This window comes from Azospirillum palustre (assembly GCF_002573965.1).
Lineage (GTDB): Bacteria > Pseudomonadota > Alphaproteobacteria > Azospirillales > Azospirillaceae > Azospirillum > Azospirillum palustre.
The window spans coordinates 1482205-1505843 of record NZ_PDKW01000043.1; the positions used below are offsets into that span (position 1 = coordinate 1482205).

Sequence of the window (23639 nt, forward strand, 5' to 3'; positions counted from 1 at the left end):
AGTGACCGCCATGGCTGCGACCACCACCTCTCCGATCCACCGCCGCGGCCTGATGCTGGTGCTGTCCTCCCCGTCGGGGGCCGGCAAGACCACCATCGCCCGCGGGCTGCTGGACCGCGATGCCGGCATCACCATGTCGGTGTCGGTGACCACCCGCGCGATGCGTCCGGGCGAGGTCGAAGGGCTGGATTACTACTTCATCGACCAGCAGCGCTTCGACCGCATGGCCGAGACCGGCGACCTGCTGGAACATGCCCGCGTCTTCGGCAACTGCTATGGCACGCCGCGGGTGGCGGTGGAGGACGCGCTGGGGGCCGGCCGCGACGTGCTGTTCGCCATCGATTGGCAGGGCGCGCAGCAGCTGGCGCAGAACGCCCGCGACGATCTGGTCAGCGTCTTCGTCCTGCCGCCGTCTGTCAGCGAGCTGGAACGCCGCCTGCGCGGCCGCGGCCAGGATTCGGAGGAGGTGATCGCCAACCGGATGGCGAAGGCGTCCAACGAGATCAGCCACTGGCCGGAATACGACTACGTCATCGTCAACAGCGACGTGACCGAGAGCATCGCCGCGGTCTGGGCGATCCTGCATGCCGAACGGCTGCGCCGCCGCCGTCAGATCGGCCTGCCGGAGTTCGTGCGCAGCATTCAGGACACGCTCTAACTGTTTGTCTTGTAGTTATTTTTCGGGAAACGGCTTCGCCCGCACCTTGATTTCATGGTCGGGCGGGCCGTCGCTGCCGTCCGGCTTTTTGCCGCGGTAATAGCCCTTCTGCCAGCGTTCCTGTGCCGCAGTGCTGCCGGGGGTCTGCAGATCGCTGTTGAACTGGCTGCGCGAGGTCGCCCAGGCGCGGTACTGCGCCGCGGTCTCCGGATCGCTGTCCAGGTCGCGAACCTCCGGCGTCAGGCTTTCCACCAGACCGCGCTGGATCGGCATGAGATGGGCGAAGGGCTCGCCCTTTTCCCAGGTCACCGGGATGCCGGCAGCAGTGAACTTCCAGTTCATGGTGAAGGGGTAAGGCGACCAGTCGGTCTCGATGATTCCCGAAAGGCCCAGGATTCCGTGTTTCGGATGGTTCAGCGGGCCGGTGACCATCAGGTTGACGCCCGGCGGCGTGCGGAACAGCGCCGCGACATGGAAGGTCAGGACACCGCTGCCGAAATGGCTGGCCGGCAGCAGGGGATGTGGCTCGTCGGCCGTGACGGCGATGGCATCCAGCCCCGTTCCGCCATCCCACACGGCGGTGACCCGCACCGGGCAGCAAACCTCCCATCCATGCATGCTGGCGATGTTCAGCGGCAGGCAGCGGTAGCCGTACTGCTCCGGCAGGGCATCGATCCAGTCGCGGGTCGGGCGGGCCGGACGGATGTCGGGCATCGCGCCCGAGAGGGGATAGGCGATCAGCGTCATGGCGTCGCATCCTGACAGACTTCTTTGTCCGGTGTAACCCTAGTGCTCCAATGGTCACAACCGGTTTCGCGACCATCCGGATTACTCCTGGCTCGACGTCGGGCATTGCGTCGACGATCAATACTCCAGTATGACTGACTTGGTGTATTAGAGTTCGTTTTATTAGCGGATCACATCCTCGCCCCCGTTGGGCGGCGGATGCGGCGTCGCGCGCATGGGGTGGAAACAGGGCGATGATCGGCAAACTTCACAGCATCAAGGCGAAGCTCCTGATCCTTCAGGGGCTGTTCCTCGTCGCCATTCTGGTGGGCGGCATCTGGTCCGCGACATCGAAGCGCGAAACCATGGTGGAGGGCTACCGCAACTCCATCCAGGCGGTGGTGCAGACCTCGCTGTCGATCATGAAGTCCTATGACGCCCGCGCCGCCAAGGGCGAGTTCAGCCGGGAGGAGGCGCAGACCCTGGCCAAGGGTGCGCTGCGGGCCCTGCGCTTCTTCGGCAACGAATACATGTTCGGCTACGAATTCGACGGCACCAACGTGTTCCACGGCGTGCGCCCCGACCTGGAGGGCACGCGCAAGCTCGCCGACTTCAAGGACAGCAACGGCGTGCTGGTGATCCGCGGCCTGATCGATTCGGCCCGCAGCGGCGACGGCACCCTGATCTACAACTTCCCCAAGGCCGGCGGGACCGAGCCGATGCCGAAGCTGGCCTATGCCGCGATCTATGAGCCGTGGGGCTGGATGATCGGCACCGGCGTCTACATCGACGATGTCGACGCCGCCTTCCGCAGCACGCTGGTCCAGACGCTGCTGGTGACGGCGGCGGCGGCCCTGCTGCTCGGGCTGTTCGGTTTCCGTCTGGTGTCGCGCATCGGCAAGGGGCTGGACGGCATCGCCCATGCCACCGACCGCATCGCCAAGGGCGATCTGGCCGCCCAGGTTTCCGGCGCGGACCGTGCCGACGAGGTGGGGGCCCTGGCCCGCTCGGTCGAGACCCTGCGGCTTAGCGCCATCGAGGCCGAGGATTTGCGCCGCCGCCATGCCGCGCTGGAACGGGAAGCCGAGGAAGGCCGCCGCGCCACCATGAGGCGGCTGGCCGACGAGTTCGAAAGCACGGTCGGTGCGCTGGTCCATTCCGTCGCCGAGTCGGCCGGACAGCTGACCCACACCTCGGGCGAGATGAGCCGCGGGGCGGAGCAAACCACACGGCTGATGGACGGCGCCGCCCGCGCCGCCGGAACCACCTCCGGCAACGTCCAGGCGGTGGCGGGCGCCACCGAGGAACTGGCCGCCTCCATCCGCGAGATCGCCCAGCAGATCGCCGAGTCGACGACCGGCTCCGCCCGCGCCGTCGAGGATGTGCGCCGCACCTACGCCCTGATCGAACAGCTGGATGGCGTCGCCCGCCGCACCGTAGAGGTCGTCGACCTGATCCGCTCCATCGCCGAGCAGACCAACCTGCTGGCGCTGAACGCGACCATCGAGGCAGCCCGTGCCGGCGAGGCCGGCAAGGGCTTCGCCGTGGTCGCCAGCGAGGTGAAGAATCTCGCCAACCAGACCGCCAAGGCGACCGACGACGTGCAGGCGCAGATCGCCGCGATGACCGACGCCACCTCGTCCGTCGTCGAGGCGATGCGCGGCGTCGGCGGCGCCATCGAGACGGTGAACAACGTCGCCTCCAGCATCTCCGCCGCCATCGAGGAGCAGGGTGCGGCGACCCGCGACATCAGCCAGAACGTCAACGAGGCGGCGCAGGGCGTCAGCTCGGTGTCCGACAGCCTGAATCTGGTGTGCAGCCACGCCACCGCCACCGGCCAGGCCTCCGCCGAGGTGGCCGCTGCCGCCCGTACGGTGGGCGAGCGCGCCGACCGCATGCTGGGCGAGGTGTCGGCCTTCGTCGCCCGCATCCGGCAAGGCTGACCTTCCACCATGGCGGGGAGGGTTATTCTACCGGATGCATTCGGTAAAATTCCGCGCTATGGATGGGGCAGCCAATCGCCGGATATGACGCCATGACCATCCCCTCCCCCGCCGCAGCCGCTCCCACCGTCGCCCGCCGGGGCTGGCTCGACGAGGCTCTGCGCCGGATCGAGGCGGACGTGAACCGCTCCGCCGACACCCACCTGCTGCGGATGCCGATCCCGGCGGCGCAGGGGATCACGCTGTATCTGAAGGACGAGTCGACCCATCCCACCGGCAGCCTGAAGCACCGGCTGGCGCGGTCGCTGTTCCTCTACGCGATCTGCAATGGCTGGGTGCGCGCGGGCACCACGGTGATCGAGGCCTCGTCCGGCTCCACCGCGGTGTCGGAGGCCTATTTCGCCCAGCTGCTGGAACTGCCCTTCGTCGCCGTGGTGCCGCGCAACACCTCGCCGGCCAAGATCGCCCAGATCGAGTTCTACGGCGGCCGCTGCCATATGGTGGAGCGCGCGTCGGAGGTCTGTGCCGAGGCGCAGCGGCTGGCCCGCGACTGCGATGGCCATTTCATGGACCAGTTCACCTATGCCGAGCGCGCCACCGACTGGCGCGGCAACAACAACATCGCCCAGTCGATCTTCGAACAGCTGGCGCAGGAGCCGCATCCGGTGCCGGACTGGATCGTCTGCGGCGCCGGCACCGGCGGCACCTCGGCCACCTTCGGGCGCTATGTGCGCTATCGCCGGCTGCCGACGCGGGTGTGCGTCGCCGATCCCGAACATTCCGCCTTCTTCGCCGGCTTCCGCGACAACGACCCGAAGGCCAGCGTCGGCCGCGGCTCCGGCATCGAGGGCATCGGGCGCCCGACGGTGGAGCCGTCCTTCCAGCCGACGGTGATCGACCGGATGATCCGCGTGCCCGACGCCGCCAGCATCGCCGCCGTCTGGGTGCTGCGCGAGCGGCTGGGCCGCGCCTGCGGCGGCTCGACCGGCACCAATCTGGTGGGTGCCATCGAGCTGATCGCCGGAATGATGCGGGAGGGCCGGCAGGGCAGCGTCGCCACGCTGATCTGCGATCCGGGCGACCGCTATTTGGGGACCTACTTCAACCGCGACTGGCTGGAGTCCGCCGGGCTGGACATCGATCCCTGGTACGAGCGGATCGACGCCTTCTTCCGCACCGGCGCCTGGAGCGGCGACGGTCTGGACTCGGCCGAGCGCTGAAGGGGAGCCTGTCACCATGACCCGCATGAGAATCCGCATCGATTTCGAAAGCGGCGGCTCGATCGGGCCGGGCAAGATCGCGCTGCTGGAGCAGATTCGCGGCACCGGCTCCATCTCCGCCGCCGGACGGGCGCTGGGCATGTCCTACCGGCGGGCGTGGCTGCTGGTGGACGACCTGAACCGCATCTTCAGCGAACCGGTGGTGAGCGCCGCGGTCGGCGGCAAGCATGGCGGCGGCACGGTGCTGACCGCCTTCGGCGAACAGGTGATCGACCATTACCGTGCGGTCGAACGCGAAGCGCATGTGGCGACCGCCCATCGGCTGGCGGCGCTGGCGGCAGGGACCAATCCCGATTACGGCGCGGACAGTCAGGTCGATGACGGGAGCTTCGCAAACGATCCCGCCGTCGGGCCTGGATGCGGACCGGACAAGTAACCGGGCCCCACGACAACGAAAAAGGCCGGGCAAATGCCCGGCCTTTTCATGTCCGCACGCCGAAACCGGCTGCGCGAACAGCCTCTATGCAAACGCCTTGTACGCAATCAGCGTGAAGGTGTCCCGCACGCCGGCCAGAGTCTGCACATGCTCCGTCACGAAGCGGCCGATGTCGTCGTCCTGCTTCAGGTAGCACTTCATCAGCAGATCGTACTGGCCGGAGATGGAATGCACCTCCGACACCTGTTCGATGAGCTGCACAGCCTGATCGGCGACCTCATAGGCGCGTCCGAGATCGCATTTGACCATGACGAAGATGGTCTGCACGGGCTTAGCCCTCCTGCGACGGATCGGTCGAGGTCTCGCTGGACGGACGCGGACGGGCCGAGCGCAGCATGAAGGCCGGCATATGGTCGCCGAAACCGATCACCGGCACATCGTCATCCTCGTCGTCACGGCGGCGGCGGCGATCACGGTCACGGTCACGATCACGGCGCGGCTCGCTGCTGCGGCGGGATTCCGCGGCAGCCAGCGATTCACGGGGCTGACGCTCCTCACGGACCGGGCGTTCTTCACGCATCGGGCGCTCCTCACGGACGGGACGCTCTTCGCGGGCGGCACGCTCTTCGCGGGGAGCGGCTTCCTCGCGCGGGGCGCGCTCTTCACGGGCAGCACGGGGCGGACGGGCTTCCGAACGGGTGTCAGGCTTGGCTCCACGACCGCCACGGCCGCGGCCACGCCCGCGGGAGCTGCTGTCTTCCTCGCCGAACTCGGCCGTTTCCAGGCCGTCGATGGCGATCATGGGGATCTCCCGCTTGATGAGGCGCGTGATCGCGCCGACCAGTTTCGTGTCGTCGGGCGTCGCCAGCATGAAGGCACGGCCCTGCTTGCCGGCGCGGCCGGTGCGGCCGATCCGGTGGACATAGTCGTCGGGGGTCAGCGGCACGTCGAAGTTGAAGACGTGGCTGAGGCCCTGGACGTCGATGCCGCGGGCGGCGACGTCCGAGCAGACCAGCAGCGTGATCTCACCCTGCTTGAAGCGTTCCAGCGTCTCGGTCCGCTTGGACTGCACCATGTCGCCATGCAGCGCGCCGACATTGAAGCCGTGGCGTTCCAGCGACTTCTGCAGCACGGCGATGTCGCGCTTGCGGTTGCAGAAGATGAAGGCGTTCTTGACGTCCTCGGTCTGCAGCAGATGGCGCAGCGCCTTGCGCTTGTCCATCTCATGCACGAGGCTCAGGGCCTGGGTCACCGTTTCCGCCGGCGAGGCGGGCGGAGCGACGGAGATCTCAACCGGCTGGTTCAGGAAGGCATCGGCCAGACGGCGGATTTCCGGCGGCATGGTCGCCGAGAAGAACAGGGTCTGGCGGTTCTTCGGCAGCTTGCTGACGATGCGCTCGATGTCCGGGATGAAGCCCATGTCGAGCATGCGGTCGGCCTCGTCGATGACGAAGACCTTGATGTCGTTCAGCATGATGTTGCCGCGCTCGAACAGGTCGATGAGACGACCCGGAGTCGCGATCAGCACATCCACGCCGCGGTCGAGCTTCTTCACCTGTTCGGTGAAGGTCTCGCCGCCGATCAGCAGCGCCATGCTGAGCTTGTGGTACTTGCCGTAGGTCTCGAAGCTTTCCGATACCTGGGCGGCCAGCTCGCGCGTCGGCTCCAGGATCAGCGACCGCGGCATCCGCGCGCGGGCACGGCCCGACGCCAGGATGTCGATCATGGGCAAGGTGAAGCTCGCCGTCTTGCCAGTGCCCGTCTGCGCGCAGCCCAGCACGTCGCGGCGTTGCAGGACACAGGGAATTGCCTGTTCCTGAATGGGCGTCGGTTGGGTGTAACCCTTGTCCTCGATGGCGCGCAGGACGTCAGGGCCAAGCCCAAGTTCCGAAAAAAGCATCCAACCTGTTTCTGTTCTGGAGTGCGGAAATCGAGCGTTCGACGCCCGATGCCTGGATGAGGCCGAAGAATAGGAAGTCAAAGCTACATGTCAATAGATCCGATGTTCGAAGACCGAAAATTGACGCGAAAATACGCCGCGTTGGCGAAATCCGTCCCCTGCGCTAGGCTGTCGTCCGGCAACACCGCGAGTCGCGGCGCTTGCCGGCACCCTGGAACGGGGTGGCCCGCTTCAAATGGAACGGTCGAGAGCATTTGATGATTCTTCGTGCCCAGGACTCGGTGCTGGTGGTGGTGGATGTGCAGGAACGGCTGCTGCCGGCCATCCACGACTCCGCCCGCGTCGTCCGCAACGCCGGAATGCTGCTGAAGGGCGCCGCCGCCCTGTCGGTGCCGGTGCTGCTGACCGAACAATATCCGCGCGGCCTGGGGCCGACGGTGGAGGCGGTGCGCGCCGACCTGCCGGCCGGAACCCCGGTGATCGAGAAGATCACCTTCGGCTGCACCGGCGAGCCGGCCTTCAACGCCGCGCTGGCGGAGTTGAAGCGCCCGCAGATCGTGCTGTGCGGGACGGAAGCCCATGTGTGCGTGATGCAGACGGCGCTCGGGCTGCGCCAGCAGGGCCATGCGGTCTATCTGGTGGCAGACGCCGTGTCGTCGCGCACGCCCGACAACCGCGCCATGGCGCTGGAACGGATGCGCGCCGCCGGCGTGACCATCGTCACCACCGAAATGGTGCTGTTCGAGTGGATGGAGCGCGCCGGCACTCCCGTCTTCAAGCTCGTCAGCGCGCTGGTGAAGTGAGCGCAGGAGACATCCCATGGCCCCGAACTCCGCACCCCCGACCTCCGTGTCCGCGGCCCCCGCGTCTGCAAACGCCGGTAGCCGCCCCGCGCTGATCCTGCTGCCCGGCATGCCGCTGGACGCCGCATTGTGGGACCATCAGGTCCGGCATCTCGGCGAGGTGGCGGATCCGCAGGTGGTCGAGCTGGCCGACTGCGACAGCATCGCGGCGATGGCCGGCAAGGTGCTGGCCCAGGCGCCGGAACGCTTCGCCGTCGCCGGCCTGTCGATGGGCGGCTATGTGGCGCTGGAGATCCTGCGCCGGGCACCGGAGCGGGTGGAGCGGCTCGCCCTGCTCGACACCAACGCCCGCCCCGACACGGCGGAGGCGACGGCCACGCGGCGGGAGGCGGTGGCGCTCGCCCGCCAGGGCCGCTACGGGCAGGTCATCCGTGCCGCCCTGCCCCGCCTGATCCATCCCGAGCGGCTGGCCGACGAGCGCTTCGTCCGCTCGGTCCTGGCGCAGATGGAACGGGTGGGCGTCGATGGCTATGCGCGGGAGCAGGAGGCGATCGTCAACCGGGTGGACAGCCGGCCGGGCCTGGCCGCCATCCGTTGCCCGACGCTGGTCGTCTGCGGCCGCCAGGACATCCTGACGCCGCCGGCCCTGCATGAGGAGATGGCGGGAGCCATTCCCGGCGCGCGGCTGGTGGTGATCGAGGAGTGCGGCCACCTGTCAGCGATGGAACAGCCGCAGGCGGTCACCGCCCTGATGCGCGACTGGCTGCTGCGCGATTGAGCGGCATCGACAATCGGGGATCAGCAACCGGGACTCAGCGGTCCGGGATCAGCAATCCGGTGTGCCGCAGAGCAGATCCGACCGCTGGCTCGGGAACAGCGAGAAGGTCATGTCGCTGATCAGGCTGCGGAAATCCGGATCGTCCGGTCCCTGCGGCCGGTCCAGCCAGCCTGTGGCGGAGGTCAGCGCGCCACCCGACCGGCAGAACGCGCCCTGCACGATGATGGGCCCGCCCGGCGGAGCGGTCGGGATCGGCCCTTCGGTGCAGAGGGCCGAGTTCAGCATGTTTTCCGATACGTTGAAGGCCAGCACCACCTTGTAGTCACGCCGCGCCGTGTCGTTGGGCGTGGTGGTGAGGTTGGTCCTCACGCCGAACACCCGGTCCTGCATGTGGGGCAGAACCTTCTCGGCAAAGCGGTCGGGCGTCAGGCCGAAGGGGTTGCCGTGCAGGACCACCCGAAGGTCGCGGTCGCTCGCGGCATAGGCGACCTCGCTGCGCGTGTAGGCCGGCGTCGGCTCGCTCGCCACCACCCGCTCGTTGGTGCAGGCGGCGAGACCGGAAGCGCCCAGCAGGAGGGTGGCGAGCAGCGGGAGCATGCGCATGATCGGGGTATCCGTTGGTGTGGCTGGCATCGGTATCGCTTGGCCGGATATGGGGTGCGGCTGCCGGAAGGGCGAGTGCTCCCCTGCTCCGCCTTCCTGCCCGTCACACCTCTCTCAGCCACTTGTCCGCGGCGCGGGCGATCAGGTCCGGATAATCGGGACAGTCCAGGCCAACCAAGGGAAGATCGAATTCCGCTGCAATTCGGGCGACCGTCCGGTGCGTCAAGTCCAGCCCCAGACCACGAGCGCGGCGGGCAATGGCCAGTTCCTGACCCCAAACATAGACGTATCGCGCGCAAGTGTTGCGCGCCATCGCCCGGGATTGCTCCATCCGCTCGTCACCGTTGATCGGCAGCCAGATGTCGGTCATCAGCATGTCGGCAGGGGTGTCGGAGCGGTATTTCATGGCATCGGCATTGACCACCTCGATCTTTGCTACGATGTCGGCCGGAAGCTGGTCGAACAAACCGATCAGCCGGTTCACCTCGATGACGTCGGGGTCCAGTTCGACAATGGTGACCCGCGTCACCTCCGGTCGCAGCGCCGCGTTCACCGCAGCCCAACCCATGCCCATCCCCATCACCACCGTGTGGCCGGTAGCGGCACGCACGCCGATCTCCTGGCTTTCGATTTCCATCGGTGTCATCGACATCCAGGTGCGATAGCCCTGACCGACCTCGCGCCGGCTGAGAATCGCGGTATCCCTGGTCAGCCGGGCCGGACTCCAGTAGCCGGCACTCAGCAGCAAGGGAACCACCTGGAGCCGCCAACGTCCGACCTCGCAGGACTGGTAACGCGGTATGAAAAGGTCGGTGACGAATGGGATCAGCGGAGCCAGCGCGTCCGCCAGAATTTCGGACGGAACCGCGTCAACCGGGATATCTGCTCCGGGAAATGCTGGGGTATGCATACGCCTCCTTAAGGAACAGGCCATGATGCGGGAAAAACCCCAAGCCGGCCGTTCACCGGAGGATAGAACAGGGTCTCACTCCCTGTAACCGGGAAATTCTCACACATCTTTCCACCCGATCCTGAGGCGGGATCCGGGATTAGAGCTTGGAAGGCGACCGTTGGGCAGCGGATCCCCACTGCCCCTCGCCGGGCGGCTGAAAGGCGGGGGAACACCCTCCCCCGTCACACGTCGATATCGTCGGCCTTCACGAACTTCGCATTGTCCTGAATGAACTTGAAGCGCAGCTCCGGACGCTTGCCCATCAGGTCCTCCACCAGCGACCGCGTGCGCTCGCACTCCGGCTTTTCCTCCGGGTCGGCGGCGTTGGGCACGACGACACGCAGCAGCGAGCGCTTGGACGGGTCCATCGTCGTGTCGCGCAGCTGGGCCGGCATCATCTCGCCCAGGCCCTTGAAGCGGCTGATGTCGGGCTTCTTGCCCTTGAACATCTTCGACAGCAGCTCGTCCTTGTGGGCGTCGTCGCGGGCGTAGACCTGCTTGTTGCCGTGGCTGAGACGGTAGAGCGGCGGCAGGGCGAGGTAGAGGTGGCCCTCCTGGATCAGCCCCGGCATCTCGCGGTAGAAGAAGGTCATCAGCAGCGAGGCGATGTGGGCGCCGTCGACATCGGCGTCGGTCATGATGATGACCCGCTCGTAGCGCAGCTTGTCGGTCGAGAAATCCTTGCCGATGCCGCAGCCGAGCGCCTGGGTCAGGTCGTTCAGCTCCTGGTTGGCCTTCATCTTGTCGACCGACGCGCTGGCGACGTTCAGGATCTTGCCGCGGAGCGGCAGGATCGCCTGGGTCTCGCGCTGGCGGGCCTGCTTGGCGGAGCCGCCGGCCGAATCGCCCTCCACCAGGAACAGCTCGGTGCCCTCGGGTGAATTCCGCGAGCAGTCGGCCAGCTTGCCGGGCAGGCGCAGCCGGCGGGTGGCCGACTTGCGCGTCATCTCCTTGGACTGCTTGCGCCGCGCCCGCTCCTCGGCCTTTTCGATCAGGCGTTCCAGCAGGCCGTTGGCGCTGTGCGGATCGCCGGACAGCCAATGGTCGAAATGGTCCTTCACCGCGGTCTCGACGAGGCGCTGGGCCTCCGCCGTCACCAGCCTCTCCTTGGTCTGGCCCTGGAAATGCGGTTCGCGGATGAAGACGGAGAGCAGGACGCAGGCGTCGCCCATCACGTCGTCGGACGTGACCTGCCCGGCGCGCTTGTTGCTGGTCAGCTCGCCATAGGCCTTCAGGCCGCGGGTCAGCGCGGTGCGCAGGCCGGCCTCGTGCGTGCCGCCCTGCGGGGTCGGCACGGTGTTGCAGTAGGTGTGGGAGAAACCTTCGTCATCGTCGGGCCACGCCACCGCCCACTCCACCCGGCCCTGGCCGTTGGGGAAATCGAGCGCGCCGGCGAAGGGAAGCCGCGTCAGGGTCTTGCGGTCCTTCAACGCGGCGTTCAGGTAATCCTGGAGCCCGCCGGGGAAATGCAGGGTCTCCGAGGCCGGCGTGGTGGCGTCGACCGACAGCAGGGCCGGATCGCAGCTCCACCGGATCTCCACGCCGCGGTAGAGATAGGCCTTGGAGCGGGCCAGCCGGTAGAGCCGGTGCGGTTCGAAATGAGCGGTCTCGCCGAAGATTTCCGGGTCGGCGTGGAAACGGATGGTGGTCCCGCGCCGGTTGACGTTGCCGCGATGGGCCAGCGGCCCCTGCGGCAGGCCGCGGCTGTACTCCTGCACGTAGAGCTGCTTTTCGCGGGCGATCTCCACGGTCAGCCGGTCCGACAGGGCGTTCACCACCGACAGGCCGACGCCGTGCAGGCCGCCCGAGGTCTGGTAGACCTTGTTGGAGAATTTGCCGCCGGAGTGCAGCGTGGTCATGATGACCTCCAGCGCCGACTTGCCCGGATATTTCGGGTGGTCGTCGATGGGGATGCCGCGACCGTTGTCGCGCACCATCACCGTGTAGTCGGCGGTCAGCTCCAGGTCGATTCGGCTGGCGTGTCCGGCCACCGCCTCGTCCATGGCGTTGTCCAGGACCTCGGCCACCAGATGGTGCAGCGCGCGGTCGTCGGTGCCGCCGATATACATGCCCGGCCGGCGCCGGACAGGCTCCAGCCCCTCCAGAACCTCGATGTCCTGGGCGGAATAGCTGTCGGCCTTGGGGGCCGTGTTCTCGAAAAGATCGCTCATGACGGGATGATAGGAATTTCGTCAGGGGTGCGCAAGCGCATCCTGGGCCGCTTATACTGCGTCGCCACATGGTTTTGTGGGCAAATTTTTTATGACGCCGGAGGAAGCATGAGCGCAGCGGACGCATACGACTTCGACAACGGCCCTGCCCTGCGGGCCATTGCGATGCCGGCGGACACCAATCCGAACGGCGACATCTTCGGCGGATGGCTGCTGGCACAGATGGATCTGGCGGGCGGGACGGTGGCGGTGCGGCGCAGCCATGGCCGCGTCGCCACCGTCGGGATCGAGGCGATGACCTTCCACAAGCCGGTCTTCGTCGGTGACGAGGTCAGCTGCTTCGCCCGGATCGAGAAGGTCGGCCGCACCTCGCTGCGCGTCCGCATCGAGACCTGGGTGCGGCGCGAACGGTCCGGCTCCGATCCGATCAAGGTGACGGAGGGCGTCTTCACCTATGTCGCCATTGGCGAGGACCGCAAGCCGCGCGAAGTGCCGCCGGAGTAAGGCGCCTCAGGCCGCCGGCGCCTTGACGAAATGCTGGTGGCCGTGGTCGCACTGGCCGCGGGCGTGCTTGTCGTCGCAGCTTTCGCCGGAGGTCAGGCCGATCCAGCCATGCAGAGCGGTCGGGTCGAAGCCGGCCTCGCGGCGGTCGCCCACCTGGATCAGCGGGCGGCGGATCAGGTCGCGGTCGGCCAGCATCGCCGCCAGCGCGGCGGACTCGTCGAGGGTGTCGGGCGTCACGGCGCCGGATTTCACCGCTGCGGCGCGGCGGTTGAACCAGGCATCGACCTCCTTGTCGCCGAAGAAGGCGCGCAACTCGGCAGCGGTCAGCTCGGCGGTGGCGAGGTCGCGCTCGACCAGCCGGTGGCCGGCAGCGGCCAGCTGCTGCTTCTGTCTGGCGTTCGCCGGGCAACCGGCCAGTCCGTAGAAAATCACTTCGGCCATGGGACACTCCGCTGCTGGATGGGCGGCCCTGATCCGGGGAGCAATCAGGACCGATTTCGTCCAGTCTAACGGCGGTGCAGCATGAAAAAGGGCGCGACAGAATGCCGCGCCCACATTTTTTCTATGGGTATTCCGAAACGCACCGCAGAACTTACTTCTGGAGGCGCTTCAGCGCGTCCTCGACATACTGGTTGGTGTAGGTCTTGGACAGGTCGATGCTGGCGGACGCCACCGCCGGGTCGAAGGCCTTCAGCACCTTCAGCGCGGCATCGGCACCCTCCTGGGTGAAGCGGCCGTCCGGCGAGTAGGTCGGCTTGGAATGCTCGAAGGCCTGGGCGTAGAGCGACTTGTTGCCCAGGAAATACTCCTCCGGCAGGACCTTCAACACGTCGTCGGTGCTGGCCTTGTTCAGCCACAGCATGGTGCGGACGAAGACGTCGGCCAGCGCCTGGGTGGTTTTCGGGTTCTCCTTGATGAAGTCCGGCTTCATGTAGAGCACGGCGGCGGGATAGGGGCCGCCATAGACGTCCATCGTGCCCTTCTCGGTCCGCGTGTCGGCCAGGATGGTGATGTCGCCGTCGGCCTGGGCCTGGCTGATCACCGGGTCCAGATTGACGATGGCGTCGATCTCGCCGCGCTTGATCGCCGCGATGGCGCTGGGGCCGCCGCCGACGCCGATGACCGAGGCATCCTCCGGCTTCATGCCGAGCGAGGTCAGCACGTAATTCAGCATGAAGTTGGTCGAGGAGCCGGGGGCGGTGACGCCGACCTTCTTGCCCTTCAGATCCATCACCGACTTGACGGTGCCGGACTTGTTGACCGACGCCAGCACGATGCCGGGATAGCGGCCGAGCTGCGTCACCGCGACGATGGGCTGGCCCTTGGCCTGCATCTGGATGGTGTGGTCGTAGGCGCCGGTCACGACATCGGCGGAGCCGCCGACGAGGGCCTGAAGACTCTTGGCGCCGCCGCCGAAGTCGCTGACCTCGACGTTAAGCCCGGCGTCCTTGAAGTAGCCGAGCCGCTCGGCCAGCGTCAGCGGCAGGTAATAGAGCAGCGGCTTGCCGCCGACGGCGATCTTGATGTCGGTCTTCTCAAGCTTGCCCTGGGCCGCGGCAAAGCCGGAGGTTCCCAGGGTCAGGGCGACCGCGGCGGCCGCGATCAGCGATTTGAGCGTCATTGGTTGCCTCCCTTTGGAATTTTCCTATTGGATTTCAGTGCTGCCCACCGGTGTCCTGCGGGCGCCAGTGCAGAAGCCGCTTCTCGATCATGGTGACGGCGGCGTCGATCAGGACGACGAAGATCGTCAGAACCAGCATGCCGGAGAAGACGCCGACGGTGTCGAACACGCCTTCCGCCTGATGGATGCGGTAGCCGAGGCCGGCGGCGGATCCCAGATACTCGCCCACCACCGCGCCGACCATGGCGAAGCCGACGGCGGTGTGCAGCGAGGAGAAGACCCAGGACAGGGCCGAGGGCAGATAGACATGCCGGAACAGGTCGCGGGAGCTGGCGCCCAGCATGCGGGCATTGGCCAGCACCACCGGGCTGACCTCCTTCACGCCCTGGTAGACGTTGAAGAAGACGATGAAGAAGACCAGCGTCACCCCCAGCGCCACCTTCGACCAGATGCCGAGCCCGAGCCACAGCGCGAAGATCGGCGCCAGCACCACGCGGGGCAGCGCGTTGACCGCCTTGATGTAGGGGTCGAAGACGACGGAGACCAACGGCGCGCGGGCGAACCAGAAGCCGAAGGCGATGCCGGCCACGGTGCCGATGATGAAGGCCAGCGCGGTCTCCAGCAACGTGATGCCGAGATGGTACCAGATGACCCCCGACGCGAAGTCGGCCCAGGTGCGGGCCAGCACCGCCCCCGGCGTGCCGAAGAAGAAGGGGCTGAGGATCTTCGTGTCGGTCAGGACATGCCAGATCAGGAAGAAGGCGATCAGGACGCCCAGCTGCAGCAGCAGGATGACCGGACGGCTGGGCAGGCGTTTGGCGTGGGATCTCATGATGTCGTCACCGCAGCTTGGTCTGGGCGTAGCCCTTCAGCACCTCGTCGCGCAGCTGCGCCCAGATTTCCTGGTGCAGAGCGAGGAACTGCGGGGTCATGCGGATTTCCGCCACATCGCGCGGACGGTCGAGGTCGATGCGGTATTCGCCGATCAGCCGCGCCCCCGGCCCGGCCGACAGCACCAGCACCCGGTCGGACATGGCGATGGCCTCCTCCAGGTCGTGGGTGATGAAGACCACCGACTTGCGGTCGGCCGCCCACAGGTCGAGCAGTTCGTTCTCCATCATCTGGCGGGTCTGGACGTCGAGCGCCGAGAAGGGCTCGTCCATCAGGATGATCTTCGGATCGACGATCAGCGTCTGGGCCAGGGCCACCCGCTTGCGCATGCCGCCGGAGAGCTGGTGCGGGAAGCGGTCGCCGAACCCCTCCAGCCCGACGCGCGACAGCCAGGGCAGCGCGCGCTGCCGCGCCTCCGCCTTCGACACGCCACGGAACTCCAGCCCGGCGGCGACATTGTCGAGCGCCGATTTCCAGGGCATCAGCGCCTCGGCCTGGAACATGTAGCCGGCCTTGGGATTGATGCCGGTCACCGGCTGCCCGAAGGAGAGCGCGCGGCCCTCGCTGGGCTTCAGCAGGCCGGCAGCGACGTTGAGCATCGTCGACTTGCCGCTGCCGGTCGGACCGACGATCGACACGAACTCCCCGTCGGCGACGGTGAAGCTGGCACCCTGGACGGCGGTGTAGGAACGTCCCCGGCCGTCGGGTGAGGGAAAGGTGCAGGTCACGCCTTCCAGCTGGAGGGCGGGCGCCGCGGCGGCGGCCTCGGCCATGTCGGTGTGGTCCTTATCGTTCGGGCGGTGTGCTTTGGTTGGAGGACCATACTGTCCGAAGAGAAGCCTATCGGCAACCGCTTGAGATCTCCGTAGAATCCGAAAGGAGCCATTCCGCAAACGCACCGCTTACGGTGTCAAAGAAGGGACGCGGGGCCTTATCGGTTGCCGTCATGCCCTGCCCTCCAGCATCAATGGCATAGATCGAAAGCCAGTCCCTTTCCCTTTGCGGAGCCGACATGCCCACGCTGCCGAAACGCCCGTTGATCGCACTTGCTGTCCTGGCCGCCCTGCTTGCCGTGTGGCTCGGCTTCGCCGCCTGGTACGATCACCACCAGCGGGCGGACGAACGGCCGGCCACCTACAGCGCGCTGATCGAACAGGCCGGGCGCGGCGAACTCGGTTCGATCACCTTTGCCAACGGCACCGGCCATGCGGTCGGCACGGACGGCAGCCGCTATCGCGTCGTCATGCCGGTGACCGACGATCTGCTGAAGGAGATGCGCGCCCACAAGGTCGCCATCGCCTTCGACGAGGGGCCCGGCGGGCTGCTGGCGCAGACGGTGGGCGTGCTGGACCGCGCCGCCCCCTTCCTGGTGGTGGCCCTGCTGATCGGCGGGCTGCTGATGAGCGGCGGACAGTTCTTCGGCATGGGCCGCGCCACCCGCGTGCGGCCGGAGGACACCAAGACCGTCTTCGCCGACGTGGCCGGCGTGGACGAGGCAAAGGAGGAGCTGCGCGAGACGGTGCAGTTCCTGAAGGACCCGCGCCGCTTCGCCATGGCCGGTGCGCGCGTGCCGAAGGGCATCCTGCTGGTCGGCCCGCCCGGCACCGGCAAGACCATGCTGGCCAAGGCGGCGGCGGGAGAGGCCGGCGTCCCCTTCTTCGCCGCGTCGGGTTCCGATTTCGTCGAGATGTTCGTCGGGCTGGGTGCGGCGCGCGTGCGCAGCCTGTTCAAGACCGCCCGCGCCAACGCCCCCTGCATCCTGTTCATCGACGAGATCGACGCGCTGGCCGGCAAGCGCGGCGAATCGACCAGCCATTCGGAACGCGAGCAGACGCTGAACCAGCTTCTGGTCGAGATGGACGGCATCGTCGAGGGCGGCGAGGTGGTGGTGATCGCCGCCACCAATCGGTCGGAGATGCTGGACCCCGCCGTGCTGCGCCCCGGCCGTTTCGACCGCCACATCCATGTCAGCCTGCCCGACGTCGCCGGGCGCGAGGCCATCCTCGGTGTCCATGCCGGGCGCCTGACGCTGGCCCCCGACGTCTGCGCCCGCACGGTGGCACGCGGCACGCCGGGCTTCTCCGGCGCGGAACTCGCCAACCTGACCAACGAGGCGGCGCTGTCGGCGGCGCGCCAGGGCCGCGTCATCGTCACCATGGCCGATTACGAGGCCGCCAAGGACCGTGTGCTGATGGGCACCGAGCGCCGCAGCCTCGCCCTGACGGCGCACGAGCGGCGGCTGATCGCGGTGCATGAGGCCGGCCATGCGCTGGTGTCGCTGCGCTGCCCGCAGGCCGACCCGATCCACAAGGCCACCATCATCCCGCGCGGCGGCGCGCTGGGCATGGTGGTGCGGCTGCCGGAGGGCGACCGCGTCTCGGTCTCGCGCGCCAAGCTGATGGCCGACATCGCCGTCGCCATGGCCGGCCGCGCCGCGGAGGAGATCGCCTTCGGCGCCGATCAGGTCACCACCGGGGCCGAGGCCGACTTCCGCGCCGCCACCGATCTGGCGCGGCGGATGGTCACGGCCTGGGGAATGAGCGAGGAGATCGGCTTCGTCGCCCACGCGTCGGCGGAGCCCGGAGCCCGGTCCGAACGGACGGCCTGGCGCATCGACGAGGAGGTCCGGCGCATCACCGACGAAGGCATGGACCATGCCCGCCGCCTGCTGCGCACCGACCGCGCCGCCCTGGACGGCATAGCCCAGGCCCTGCTGGAGCGCGAGACCCTGACCGGCGGTGAGATCGCCGCCCTGGCCGATGCCCAGACGGAAAGGGCCACCGAGGCGGCTTGAGACTTTGAGAGGAAGTTACCGCACCGGAGAGACTGTCTTCCCGGACTTGATAAGGAAATGTCCTGCATTGCGGCGTGGGTGCATACCGGGGTAGACTGATCCTAATCTGTTCGAAGTAGCACGAGAGGGGCGCAATGTCGGGACCGATATCCCGCCGGACGGTTCTTGGAACCGCCTTGCCCCTTCTCTGCACCCTTCCGCTCCTTGGGTTCCGGCCGGCCCCGGCACGCGCGTCGGCCACGGTCATCCAGGTCGGTGCCTATGAATTCCCGCCCTATGTCGATGAAACCGGCGGAGGCGTCACGCGCGACCTGCTGGAGCTGCTGAACGGCGCGCAGGGCGACTTCCGGTTCGAGACGGTCAGGACCGCCCCGCAGCGCCGTTACGAGGATCTGGAACAGGGGCGGTTCGACATGATCGCCTTCGAGTGCCGCAATTGGGGCTGGCAGGACCGCCCGGTCGATGCCACCCGCCCCTTTCTGCGCGATGCGGAGGTGTTCATCGCCAGGGCGGCGCCGGGAATCGACCAGCGTTATTTCGAAGACCTGGGCGGGAAGACGATTCTCGGCCGGCTCGGCTATCACTATGCCTTCGCCGGATTCGATGCCGACCCCAAGCGGCTGGAGCAGCGCTACCGCACCCGCGTCACGGTGACGCATGAGGGCAATGTCCGCAGCGTCGTCGCCGGGCGGGCCGACCTGGCCATCGTCACCCGATCCTTCCTGACCCGCTTCCTTCAGCGCGAGCCGGAGCTTGCCCGGCAGGTCCTGGTCTCCGACCGCACCGATCAGATTTACGAGCACACCATCCTGATCCGGCAAGGCGCGGCGCTCACCACCGGCTGGCTCGACGGGCTGCTCGACCGTCTGGAGACGGAGGGGCGGCTGGAAGCGCTGTGGCGGCGCAGCGGGATCCTGTCTTGAACCGGCGATCCTCCCTGCTTGCGCGGGTGGCCGGGGCCATCCTGCTGACGACGGCAAGCATCGGCACCATCGCGATGCTGCTGTCGGAGCAGATCGTCGAGGGACAGCGCCATCAGGATCTGCTGCGGCGGGCCGAGCTGGTCACCGCCACCCAGGCCGACGCGCTCAGCGGCTTCGTCTGGGAAATGGACAACCGCAGCGCCCAGCGCATGATCGAGGCGCTGACCGCCCGCGATCCGGCGATCCGCTCCATCGCCGTCTTCGAGACGGACCGGGAGCAACCGCTGGCACGGACCGCGGCCGGAAAAATCGCCGGGAACACCGCAGGAAAGACCGAGGATGCCGACGGCATCGTCACCGTCGAACGCCCCATCCTTCTGCACGGGCGCGAAGGGCGGGTGCAGTCGGTCGGGCATCTGCGCATCGCCTATTCGACGGCCGAGGTCCGGCAGGCAACGTTGGATGCGCTGATCCCGGTCGCCGGGCTGCTCCTGCTGTCGCTGCTGGGGGCGATGGCGGCGCTGGGGCTGACGCTGAACCGGATGGTGCTGCGCCCGCTGCGCCGCCTGACGCAGCTGGCCAGCGCCATGGCCCGCGGAGAGTACGGCGCCCGCATGGATGCCGGTCGGACCGACGAGATCGGTGTGCTTGCCGATGGCTTCAACCGGATGGCGGCGACGGTGCAGGATCACACCAGCACCCTGGAAAGCCGGGTCCGCGACCGGACCGAGGCGCTGGCCGCCACCAACCGCGCCATCATGGACAGCATCAACTACGCCCAGCTGATCCAGTCGGCCATCCTGCCGTCCGCCGGGACGCTGTCGGCCGGCTTGACCGAACATTTCGTGCTGTGGCGCCCGCGCGACGTGGTCAGCGGCGACTTCTATGTCTGCCGCGAGGTCGAGGACGGATTCGTGGTCGCCGTGGCCGACTGCACCGGCCATGGCGTCCCTGGCGCCTTCATGACCATGACCGCCAGCGCGATCCTCAACAATGTGCTGGACCAGCTTGGCGCAGCAGATCCGGCCGCGGTGCTTGCCGCCGTCGACCGCAAGGTCCGCGCCGCCCTGCATCAGGAGGAGGAAGCGCGCGGCGGAGCCGACTGCTTCGACAACGGCCTCGACCTGGGGCTGTGCCACATCCGGCCGGCCGAGGGCAAACTGGTCTTCGCCGGCGCCCGTATCCCGCTGCTGGTCGTTGCCGACGGCAGCGTGGACGGCGGCGTGACGGAACTGCGGGGCGACCGCCGCAGCCTGGGCTATCGCCCGAGCGCTTTTCGCGCGACCGGCAGCGAGCCGTCCGGGTGTGACACCGAGTCGCCCTTCACCAACCAGAGCATTTCCCTGCGGCCCGGCCAGACCTTCCTGATGGGCACCGACGGTCTGGTCGACCAGAATGGCGGGGAGCGCGGACGCAGCTTCGGCAGGATCAGGCTGCACGAGCTGTTGAGCCAAGGCGCCCACAGCCCACTCGACCGGCTGAAGACCGATGTGGAAAGTTCGCTCGACCGGTTCCAGTGCGGCCGCGAACAGCGTGACGACATCACCCTGTTCGGTTTCCGCGTGCGGCTGACGGACGCAGCCGCCATTTCCAGCACAGGGTCCGGCCGCCGGGCGGCGTAAAAGTCCTGGACCGATTGTGCGAATCTGTTACAGACATGTCATATATTGTGACGGGTTGTGACGCAGGCGCAACGGGAACGGCGACTACCTCTCAAGTTTGTTTTAAAATTTAGGCATTCCGGGGTATGTTGCACCCGCTGGAGTGGTGATAGGGAGAACACGGCATGGCCGGTCCGACGATCGTCGTGGTCGAAGATGAGAATTCCTTGCGGTCCGACATGGTGGAGTATCTGTCGAGCTGCGGATTCGATGCCATCGGCGCACGCGACGGGACGGAACTGGACCGGCTGTTGCAGACCCGCACCGCCGCCATCGTCATCCTGGATGTGAATCTGCCGGACGAGGACGGGTTCAAGATCGCCGCCCGGCTGCGCGACCATCACGGCGCCGGCATCATCATGGTCACCGCCCGCAGTTCGACGGTCGACCGCATCGTCGGGCTGGAAATCGGCGCCGACGCCTATCTGGTGAAGCCGGTCGAGCTTCGCGAGCTGGAGGCGCAGGTGAAGTCGCTGCTGCGGCGGCTGAGCGAGCGAGCGGCGGAATCGGCCGCCCAGTCCGCCAACGGCGCGGCGTCCGGCGAAGCCCCCGGCGATGGGGCGGACGAGGCGCGCTGGTCGCTGGATCCGACGGAATGGAGCCTGACCAATCCTGCCGGCATCCGCATCGGCCTGACCAGCATGGAGATGAAGCTGACCAGCCTGCTCGCCGCCCAGGCACGCAAGCCGGCGACCCGCGACCAGATCTCCCAGGCCTTGTACAATCGCCGCTGGAACCCGGAAGACCGCTCCATCGACACCGTCGTCGGCCGCCTGCGCCACAAGGTGGAGGGCGCCATCGGCGGTCCTGCGCCGCTGAAGTCGGTGCATGGCGTCGGTTACGTGTTCTCCGCTCCGATCCGGGTGGTTGGGGCGGGCCAGGGCTGAGCCCCGGCTCTTATACCAGTGCCGGAAAGTTCCGACCTGCGGTCGGCACTTTCCAGCCCCTCAGACGCCGGGCGGCCCGACATGGGCAATAAGGGGCCGCGGGCCTTGGCTTCGCGGGCATGTGCCCGCGCGGCCGATACCAGGGTCAAAAGTCAAAACTTTCTGACCCTGGTATTACATCGTCACAGCCTCGACCGGCAGGTCGCGGTCGGGCGTCCTGCGGGGGAACTGCAGGGTGAAACTGGTGCCCAGGTCGGGCGCGCTCAACACCGTGATCGAGCCCATCAGAACACCGACCACCAGATTGTGGACGATGTGGAGCCCAAGCCCGCTGCCGCCGCGACCGCGCCTGGTGGTGAAGAAGGGCTCGAACACCCGGGCGCTGTGCTCCTCGCTCATGCCGCGGCCATTGTCGGCAAAGCACATGCGGACGGTGTCGGCGTCCGGGCAATCCACCGTGATCGCCATCCCCCCTGCCTGCCCGTCGACGAAGGCATGGGTCAGCGCATTCATCACCAGATTCGACAAAATCTGCGACAGCACGCCGGGATAGCTGTCCAGTTCCAGGTCGGGGGGGCAATAGACCGCCACCGCATGGCCCGATGGCCGGAACTTGGGCTGAAGGCTGACCAGCGTGTCCTGGATATAGGCGGCAAGATTGACGGTGCGCCGCACCGCGCTGGCGCGGTCCACCGCCACCTGCTTGAAGCCGGCGATCAACTGCGACGCCCGTTCGCAATTGCCGAGGATCAGGTCGGTGGTGTCGACCGCCGTGGCGAGATAGCGGGCGAACTCCGCCTTGCCCAAGGTCCCGCCGTCTGCCCGCCGGCGCATCGCCTGGGTGGCGTCGGCCAGATGCGAGGCGCAGGAGACGGCGATGCCGACCGGCGTGTTGATCTCATGGGCGACGCCGGCGACCAGCGCGCCGAGCGACGCCAGCTTCTCCGACTGGACCATCGCCTCCTGCGCCTCGCGCAGGTGGTCGAGCGCCGCCTCCGCCTCGCTGCGCTGGCGGTCCAGTTCGTGGATGGCGTCGCTCAATTGGGCCTGCAACCGGTCGCTGACCCGTACGAGCCGCTGCTGCTCCCGCGTGCTGAGTTCGAAGGCGGCGATCAGGTCGCGGAATTCGGGCAGGCAGTCGGGCGCCAGCGCGCCCAGCCTCGTCTCCAAAGCGCGGGCCTTGGCGAGGGCCTCCTCCTCCGCGGCGAAGAGATTGAAGCTCATGGCGGGCCGCCGGCGGGCATCTCCCGCATCTGGAAGACGACGTGCCGCAAATCCTCCGCGAAATCCTCGCCCAGTTCGCGCATGGACTCGTCATTCTCCTCGACGCACCATGTCAGCGTCACCGACCGTCCGCCCTTGGCCACCGTCTCCAGCATCTGGAATATGTTCATCAGAGCCTTGGCGCTGGAGCTGTTGAAGTAGAGAAGCTCCATGTCGAAGCGGATGGGACCGCCGTCGGGATCGTCGAGGAAGCTGCGCAGCGCCTCGAACACCGGGCCGAAGAAGGCCGCGACATCGTCGGGATAGGACTCGCCGGTCATCCGCAAATGGCCGTTGGCGAAGTCGAACGACACGCCCGGCGTCCGTCCGGTGGCGGGAATGGTCAGGCAGTCCATCGCGTGGTGCTCGGCTCGGACGTTCATACGCTGACCTTGAGGCAGAAGAAGCTGCGGTCGGCGTCCATCGCGTTGAAATCGTAATCGATGGGATCGCTGGCCCGCCGGGCGATCTCGATCAATCCCAGCGTGGCGCCGCGGCTGCCGTCGTCCGGCTCCTCGCGAAGCTGCTCGCGGTAGTAGGTCTTGATGCCGTCGCGATCCAGGCTCTTCAGATGGTCCAGCCGTTCCTTCAGGCGGGGCACCTCGCTGTTGCGCACGGTGTTGCCGCAGACGATGAAGACCTTGCCGCGCTCCATGCCGATGGTGACCATTCCGGCGCTGAGCTCCACCGCGCGGCCGGCGGTGCCGGACATCTTCTCCGCCGAATAGCGAATGATGTTCTGCATCTGCTCGACGAAGACCGAGAAGACGCGGCGGATGGTCGGCCCGTCTGCCGCCTCCAAGGCCATCTTCTCGCGCAGAGCCTCCCCCAGGGAGTAAAGTATCCCCTCCGACAAATATCCGCTGAAAGAGAACACGATCCCCTTGTCATCGAGATCGCGCTTA

General features: G+C 67.4%; 23 protein-coding genes and 1 pseudogene. 11 read left to right on the top strand and 13 right to left on the bottom strand.

The window, feature by feature from the left end; translation table 11 throughout:
* The first annotated feature begins 10 nt into the window (after nucleotides 1-10).
* Nucleotides 11-658 (top strand): guanylate kinase, encoded by a 648-nt coding sequence (gmk, locus tag CRT60_RS29345; protein WP_098739989.1) that lies wholly within the window; start codon nucleotides 11-13, stop codon nucleotides 656-658.
* Between the two features lie 15 nt (nucleotides 659-673).
* Here gmk and CRT60_RS29350 read toward each other — a convergent pair whose 3' ends face one another.
* Nucleotides 674-1405 (bottom strand): DUF6065 family protein, encoded by a 732-nt coding sequence (locus CRT60_RS29350; RefSeq protein WP_098739990.1) that lies wholly within the window; start codon nucleotides 1403-1405, stop codon nucleotides 674-676.
* A gap of 233 nt (nucleotides 1406-1638) precedes the next feature.
* Here CRT60_RS29350 and CRT60_RS29355 point away from each other — a divergent pair, with 233 nt between their 5' ends.
* The 3 genes from CRT60_RS29355 (at nucleotide 1639) to CRT60_RS29365 (ending at nucleotide 4983) form a co-directional block, all read left to right on the top strand.
* Nucleotides 1639-3327, top strand: a complete 1689-nt coding sequence (locus CRT60_RS29355) for a methyl-accepting chemotaxis protein (protein WP_098739991.1) — start codon at nucleotides 1639-1641, stop codon at nucleotides 3325-3327.
* A gap of 92 nt (nucleotides 3328-3419) precedes the next feature.
* Entirely contained in the window at nucleotides 3420-4547 is a 1128-nt protein-coding gene (locus tag CRT60_RS29360) for a PLP-dependent cysteine synthase family protein (protein WP_098739992.1), read from the top strand.
* Between the two features lie 16 nt (nucleotides 4548-4563).
* Nucleotides 4564-4983 (top strand): winged helix-turn-helix domain-containing protein, encoded by a 420-nt coding sequence (locus tag CRT60_RS29365; protein ID WP_098739993.1) that lies wholly within the window; start codon nucleotides 4564-4566, stop codon nucleotides 4981-4983.
* Nucleotides 4984-5067: 84 nt separating this feature from the next.
* On the opposite strand, the gene CRT60_RS29370 is transcribed toward CRT60_RS29365, so the two are convergent.
* Both CRT60_RS29370 and CRT60_RS29375 read right to left on the bottom strand, forming a co-directional pair.
* A complete protein-coding gene (locus CRT60_RS29370) occupies nucleotides 5068-5310 on the bottom strand; it encodes an Lrp/AsnC ligand binding domain-containing protein (RefSeq protein WP_042694936.1) in 243 nt (80 codons plus the stop codon).
* Between the two features lie 4 nt (nucleotides 5311-5314).
* Complete coding sequence (locus CRT60_RS29375; protein ID WP_098739994.1) at nucleotides 5315-6883, bottom strand: DEAD/DEAH box helicase; 1569 nt, start codon at nucleotides 6881-6883, stop codon at nucleotides 5315-5317.
* A gap of 257 nt (nucleotides 6884-7140) precedes the next feature.
* On the opposite strand from CRT60_RS29375, the gene CRT60_RS29380 reads away from it, so the two are divergent.
* Nucleotides 7141-7686 (top strand): hydrolase, encoded by a 546-nt coding sequence (locus CRT60_RS29380; RefSeq protein WP_098739995.1) that lies wholly within the window; start codon nucleotides 7141-7143, stop codon nucleotides 7684-7686.
* A gap of 109 nt (nucleotides 7687-7795) precedes the next feature.
* On the top strand, nucleotides 7796-8464 hold the full coding sequence (locus CRT60_RS29385) for an alpha/beta fold hydrolase (RefSeq protein WP_098741086.1): 669 nt from the start codon (nucleotides 7796-7798) through the stop codon (nucleotides 8462-8464).
* 48 nt (nucleotides 8465-8512) lie between these two features.
* Here the strand turns inward: CRT60_RS29385 and CRT60_RS29390 are convergent, their stop codons facing one another.
* From CRT60_RS29390 to parE, 3 genes are all read right to left on the bottom strand, one after another.
* Entirely contained in the window at nucleotides 8513-9067 is a 555-nt protein-coding gene (locus CRT60_RS29390) for a hypothetical protein (protein WP_098739996.1), read from the bottom strand.
* Nucleotides 9068-9170: 103 nt separating this feature from the next.
* Complete coding sequence (locus CRT60_RS29395; protein WP_244592830.1) at nucleotides 9171-9977, bottom strand: hypothetical protein; 807 nt, start codon at nucleotides 9975-9977, stop codon at nucleotides 9171-9173.
* A gap of 224 nt (nucleotides 9978-10201) precedes the next feature.
* Entirely contained in the window at nucleotides 10202-12190 is a 1989-nt protein-coding gene (gene parE, locus CRT60_RS29400) for a DNA topoisomerase IV subunit B (RefSeq protein WP_098739997.1), read from the bottom strand.
* A 108-nt stretch (nucleotides 12191-12298) separates the two neighbouring features.
* On the opposite strand from parE, the gene CRT60_RS29405 reads away from it, so the two are divergent.
* The gene (locus tag CRT60_RS29405; RefSeq protein WP_014247936.1) at nucleotides 12299-12694 is read left to right on the top strand and encodes an acyl-CoA thioesterase; all 396 of its coding nucleotides are present in this window, start codon (nucleotides 12299-12301) and stop codon (nucleotides 12692-12694) included.
* 6 nt (nucleotides 12695-12700) lie between these two features.
* Here the strand turns inward: CRT60_RS29405 and CRT60_RS29410 are convergent.
* The 4 genes and pseudogenes from CRT60_RS29410 to CRT60_RS29425 form a co-directional block, all read right to left on the bottom strand.
* Nucleotides 12701-13270 (bottom strand): annotated as a pseudogene (locus CRT60_RS29410) (ArsC/Spx/MgsR family protein); the annotation flags it as partial.
* Between the two features lie 16 nt (nucleotides 13271-13286).
* Nucleotides 13287-14315, bottom strand: coding sequence for an ABC transporter substrate-binding protein (locus CRT60_RS29415; protein WP_098739999.1), 1029 nt, complete (start codon nucleotides 14313-14315; stop codon nucleotides 13287-13289).
* 34 nt (nucleotides 14316-14349) lie between these two features.
* Nucleotides 14350-15147, bottom strand: coding sequence for an ABC transporter permease (locus CRT60_RS29420; protein WP_098740000.1), 798 nt, complete (start codon nucleotides 15145-15147; stop codon nucleotides 14350-14352).
* Nucleotides 15148-15154: 7 nt separating this feature from the next.
* Nucleotides 15155-15979 carry an ABC transporter ATP-binding protein gene (locus CRT60_RS29425; protein ID WP_098740001.1) on the bottom strand — a complete coding sequence of 275 codons (825 nt, stop codon included), beginning with the start codon at nucleotides 15977-15979 and terminating at the stop codon, nucleotides 15155-15157.
* Between the two features lie 239 nt (nucleotides 15980-16218).
* On the opposite strand from CRT60_RS29425, the gene ftsH reads away from it, so the two are divergent.
* The 4 genes from ftsH (at nucleotide 16219) to CRT60_RS29445 (ending at nucleotide 21471) form a co-directional block, all read left to right on the top strand.
* Nucleotides 16219-18000: an ATP-dependent zinc metalloprotease FtsH gene (gene ftsH / locus CRT60_RS29430; RefSeq protein WP_098740002.1), complete on the top strand. Its 1782-nt coding sequence runs from the start codon at nucleotides 16219-16221 to the stop codon at nucleotides 17998-18000.
* A gap of 176 nt (nucleotides 18001-18176) precedes the next feature.
* On the top strand, nucleotides 18177-18923 hold the full coding sequence (locus CRT60_RS29435) for a substrate-binding periplasmic protein (RefSeq protein ID WP_244592831.1): 747 nt from the start codon (nucleotides 18177-18179) through the stop codon (nucleotides 18921-18923).
* Nucleotides 18920-20545, top strand: coding sequence for a SpoIIE family protein phosphatase (locus tag CRT60_RS29440; protein WP_098741088.1), 1626 nt, complete (start codon nucleotides 18920-18922; stop codon nucleotides 20543-20545). Before CRT60_RS29435 ends, CRT60_RS29440 begins: the two co-directional genes overlap by 4 nt.
* Nucleotides 20546-20709: 164 nt before the next feature.
* Nucleotides 20710-21471 (top strand): response regulator transcription factor, encoded by a 762-nt coding sequence (locus tag CRT60_RS29445; protein ID WP_098740004.1) that lies wholly within the window; start codon nucleotides 20710-20712, stop codon nucleotides 21469-21471.
* Nucleotides 21472-21645: 174 nt separating this feature from the next.
* Here CRT60_RS29445 and CRT60_RS29450 read toward each other — a convergent pair whose 3' ends face one another.
* Genes CRT60_RS29450 through CRT60_RS29460 form a run of 3 tightly spaced genes read right to left on the bottom strand, consistent with a single transcriptional unit; the run spans nucleotide 21646 to nucleotide 23611 of the window.
* Complete coding sequence (locus CRT60_RS29450; protein ID WP_098740005.1) at nucleotides 21646-22695, bottom strand: sensor histidine kinase; 1050 nt, start codon at nucleotides 22693-22695, stop codon at nucleotides 21646-21648.
* Nucleotides 22692-23117, bottom strand: a complete 426-nt coding sequence (locus CRT60_RS29455) for a DUF1987 domain-containing protein (RefSeq protein ID WP_244592832.1) — start codon at nucleotides 23115-23117, stop codon at nucleotides 22692-22694. The genes CRT60_RS29450 and CRT60_RS29455 overlap by 4 nt, the downstream gene beginning before the upstream one ends.
* A complete protein-coding gene (locus tag CRT60_RS29460) occupies nucleotides 23114-23611 on the bottom strand; it encodes a SiaB family protein kinase (RefSeq protein WP_244592833.1) in 498 nt (165 codons plus the stop codon). Before CRT60_RS29460 ends, CRT60_RS29455 begins: the two co-directional genes overlap by 4 nt.
* Nucleotides 23612-23639: the final 28 nt, after the last annotated feature.

What these genes read in the sequence shown, in the direction of transcription:
- CRT60_RS29375 (WP_098739994.1), bottom strand. Translation starts at nt 6,883, where the DNA reads ATGCTTTTTTCGGAACTTGGGCTTGGCCCTGACGTCCTGCGCGCCATC.
- CRT60_RS29420 (WP_098740000.1), bottom strand. Translation starts at nt 15,147, where the DNA reads ATGAGATCCCACGCCAAACGCCTGCCCAGCCGTCCGGTCATCCTGCTG.
- CRT60_RS29365 (WP_098739993.1), top strand. Translation starts at nt 4,564, where the DNA reads ATGACCCGCATGAGAATCCGCATCGATTTCGAAAGCGGCGGCTCGATC.
- CRT60_RS29395 (WP_244592830.1), bottom strand. Translation starts at nt 9,977, where the DNA reads ATGCATACCCCAGCATTTCCCGGAGCAGATATCCCGGTTGACGCGGTT.
- CRT60_RS29380 (WP_098739995.1), top strand. Translation starts at nt 7,141, where the DNA reads ATGATTCTTCGTGCCCAGGACTCGGTGCTGGTGGTGGTGGATGTGCAG.
- CRT60_RS29415 (WP_098739999.1), bottom strand. Translation starts at nt 14,315, where the DNA reads ATGACGCTCAAATCGCTGATCGCGGCCGCCGCGGTCGCCCTGACCCTG.
- CRT60_RS29355 (WP_098739991.1), top strand. Translation starts at nt 1,639, where the DNA reads ATGATCGGCAAACTTCACAGCATCAAGGCGAAGCTCCTGATCCTTCAG.
- gmk (WP_098739989.1), top strand. Translation starts at nt 11, where the DNA reads ATGGCTGCGACCACCACCTCTCCGATCCACCGCCGCGGCCTGATGCTG.
- CRT60_RS29385 (WP_098741086.1), top strand. Translation starts at nt 7,796, where the DNA reads ATGCCGCTGGACGCCGCATTGTGGGACCATCAGGTCCGGCATCTCGGC.
- ftsH (WP_098740002.1), top strand. Translation starts at nt 16,219, where the DNA reads ATGCCCACGCTGCCGAAACGCCCGTTGATCGCACTTGCTGTCCTGGCC.
- parE (WP_098739997.1), bottom strand. Translation starts at nt 12,190, where the DNA reads ATGAGCGATCTTTTCGAGAACACGGCCCCCAAGGCCGACAGCTATTCC.
- CRT60_RS29405 (WP_014247936.1), top strand. Translation starts at nt 12,299, where the DNA reads ATGAGCGCAGCGGACGCATACGACTTCGACAACGGCCCTGCCCTGCGG.
- CRT60_RS29450 (WP_098740005.1), bottom strand. Translation starts at nt 22,695, where the DNA reads ATGAGCTTCAATCTCTTCGCCGCGGAGGAGGAGGCCCTCGCCAAGGCC.
- CRT60_RS29445 (WP_098740004.1), top strand. Translation starts at nt 20,710, where the DNA reads ATGGCCGGTCCGACGATCGTCGTGGTCGAAGATGAGAATTCCTTGCGG.
- CRT60_RS29425 (WP_098740001.1), bottom strand. Translation starts at nt 15,979, where the DNA reads ATGGCCGAGGCCGCCGCCGCGGCGCCCGCCCTCCAGCTGGAAGGCGTG.
- CRT60_RS29455 (WP_244592832.1), bottom strand. Translation starts at nt 23,117, where the DNA reads ATGAACGTCCGAGCCGAGCACCACGCGATGGACTGCCTGACCATTCCC.
- CRT60_RS29390 (WP_098739996.1), bottom strand. Translation starts at nt 9,067, where the DNA reads ATGCGCATGCTCCCGCTGCTCGCCACCCTCCTGCTGGGCGCTTCCGGT.
- CRT60_RS29350 (WP_098739990.1), bottom strand. Translation starts at nt 1,405, where the DNA reads ATGACGCTGATCGCCTATCCCCTCTCGGGCGCGATGCCCGACATCCGT.
- CRT60_RS29360 (WP_098739992.1), top strand. Translation starts at nt 3,420, where the DNA reads ATGACCATCCCCTCCCCCGCCGCAGCCGCTCCCACCGTCGCCCGCCGG.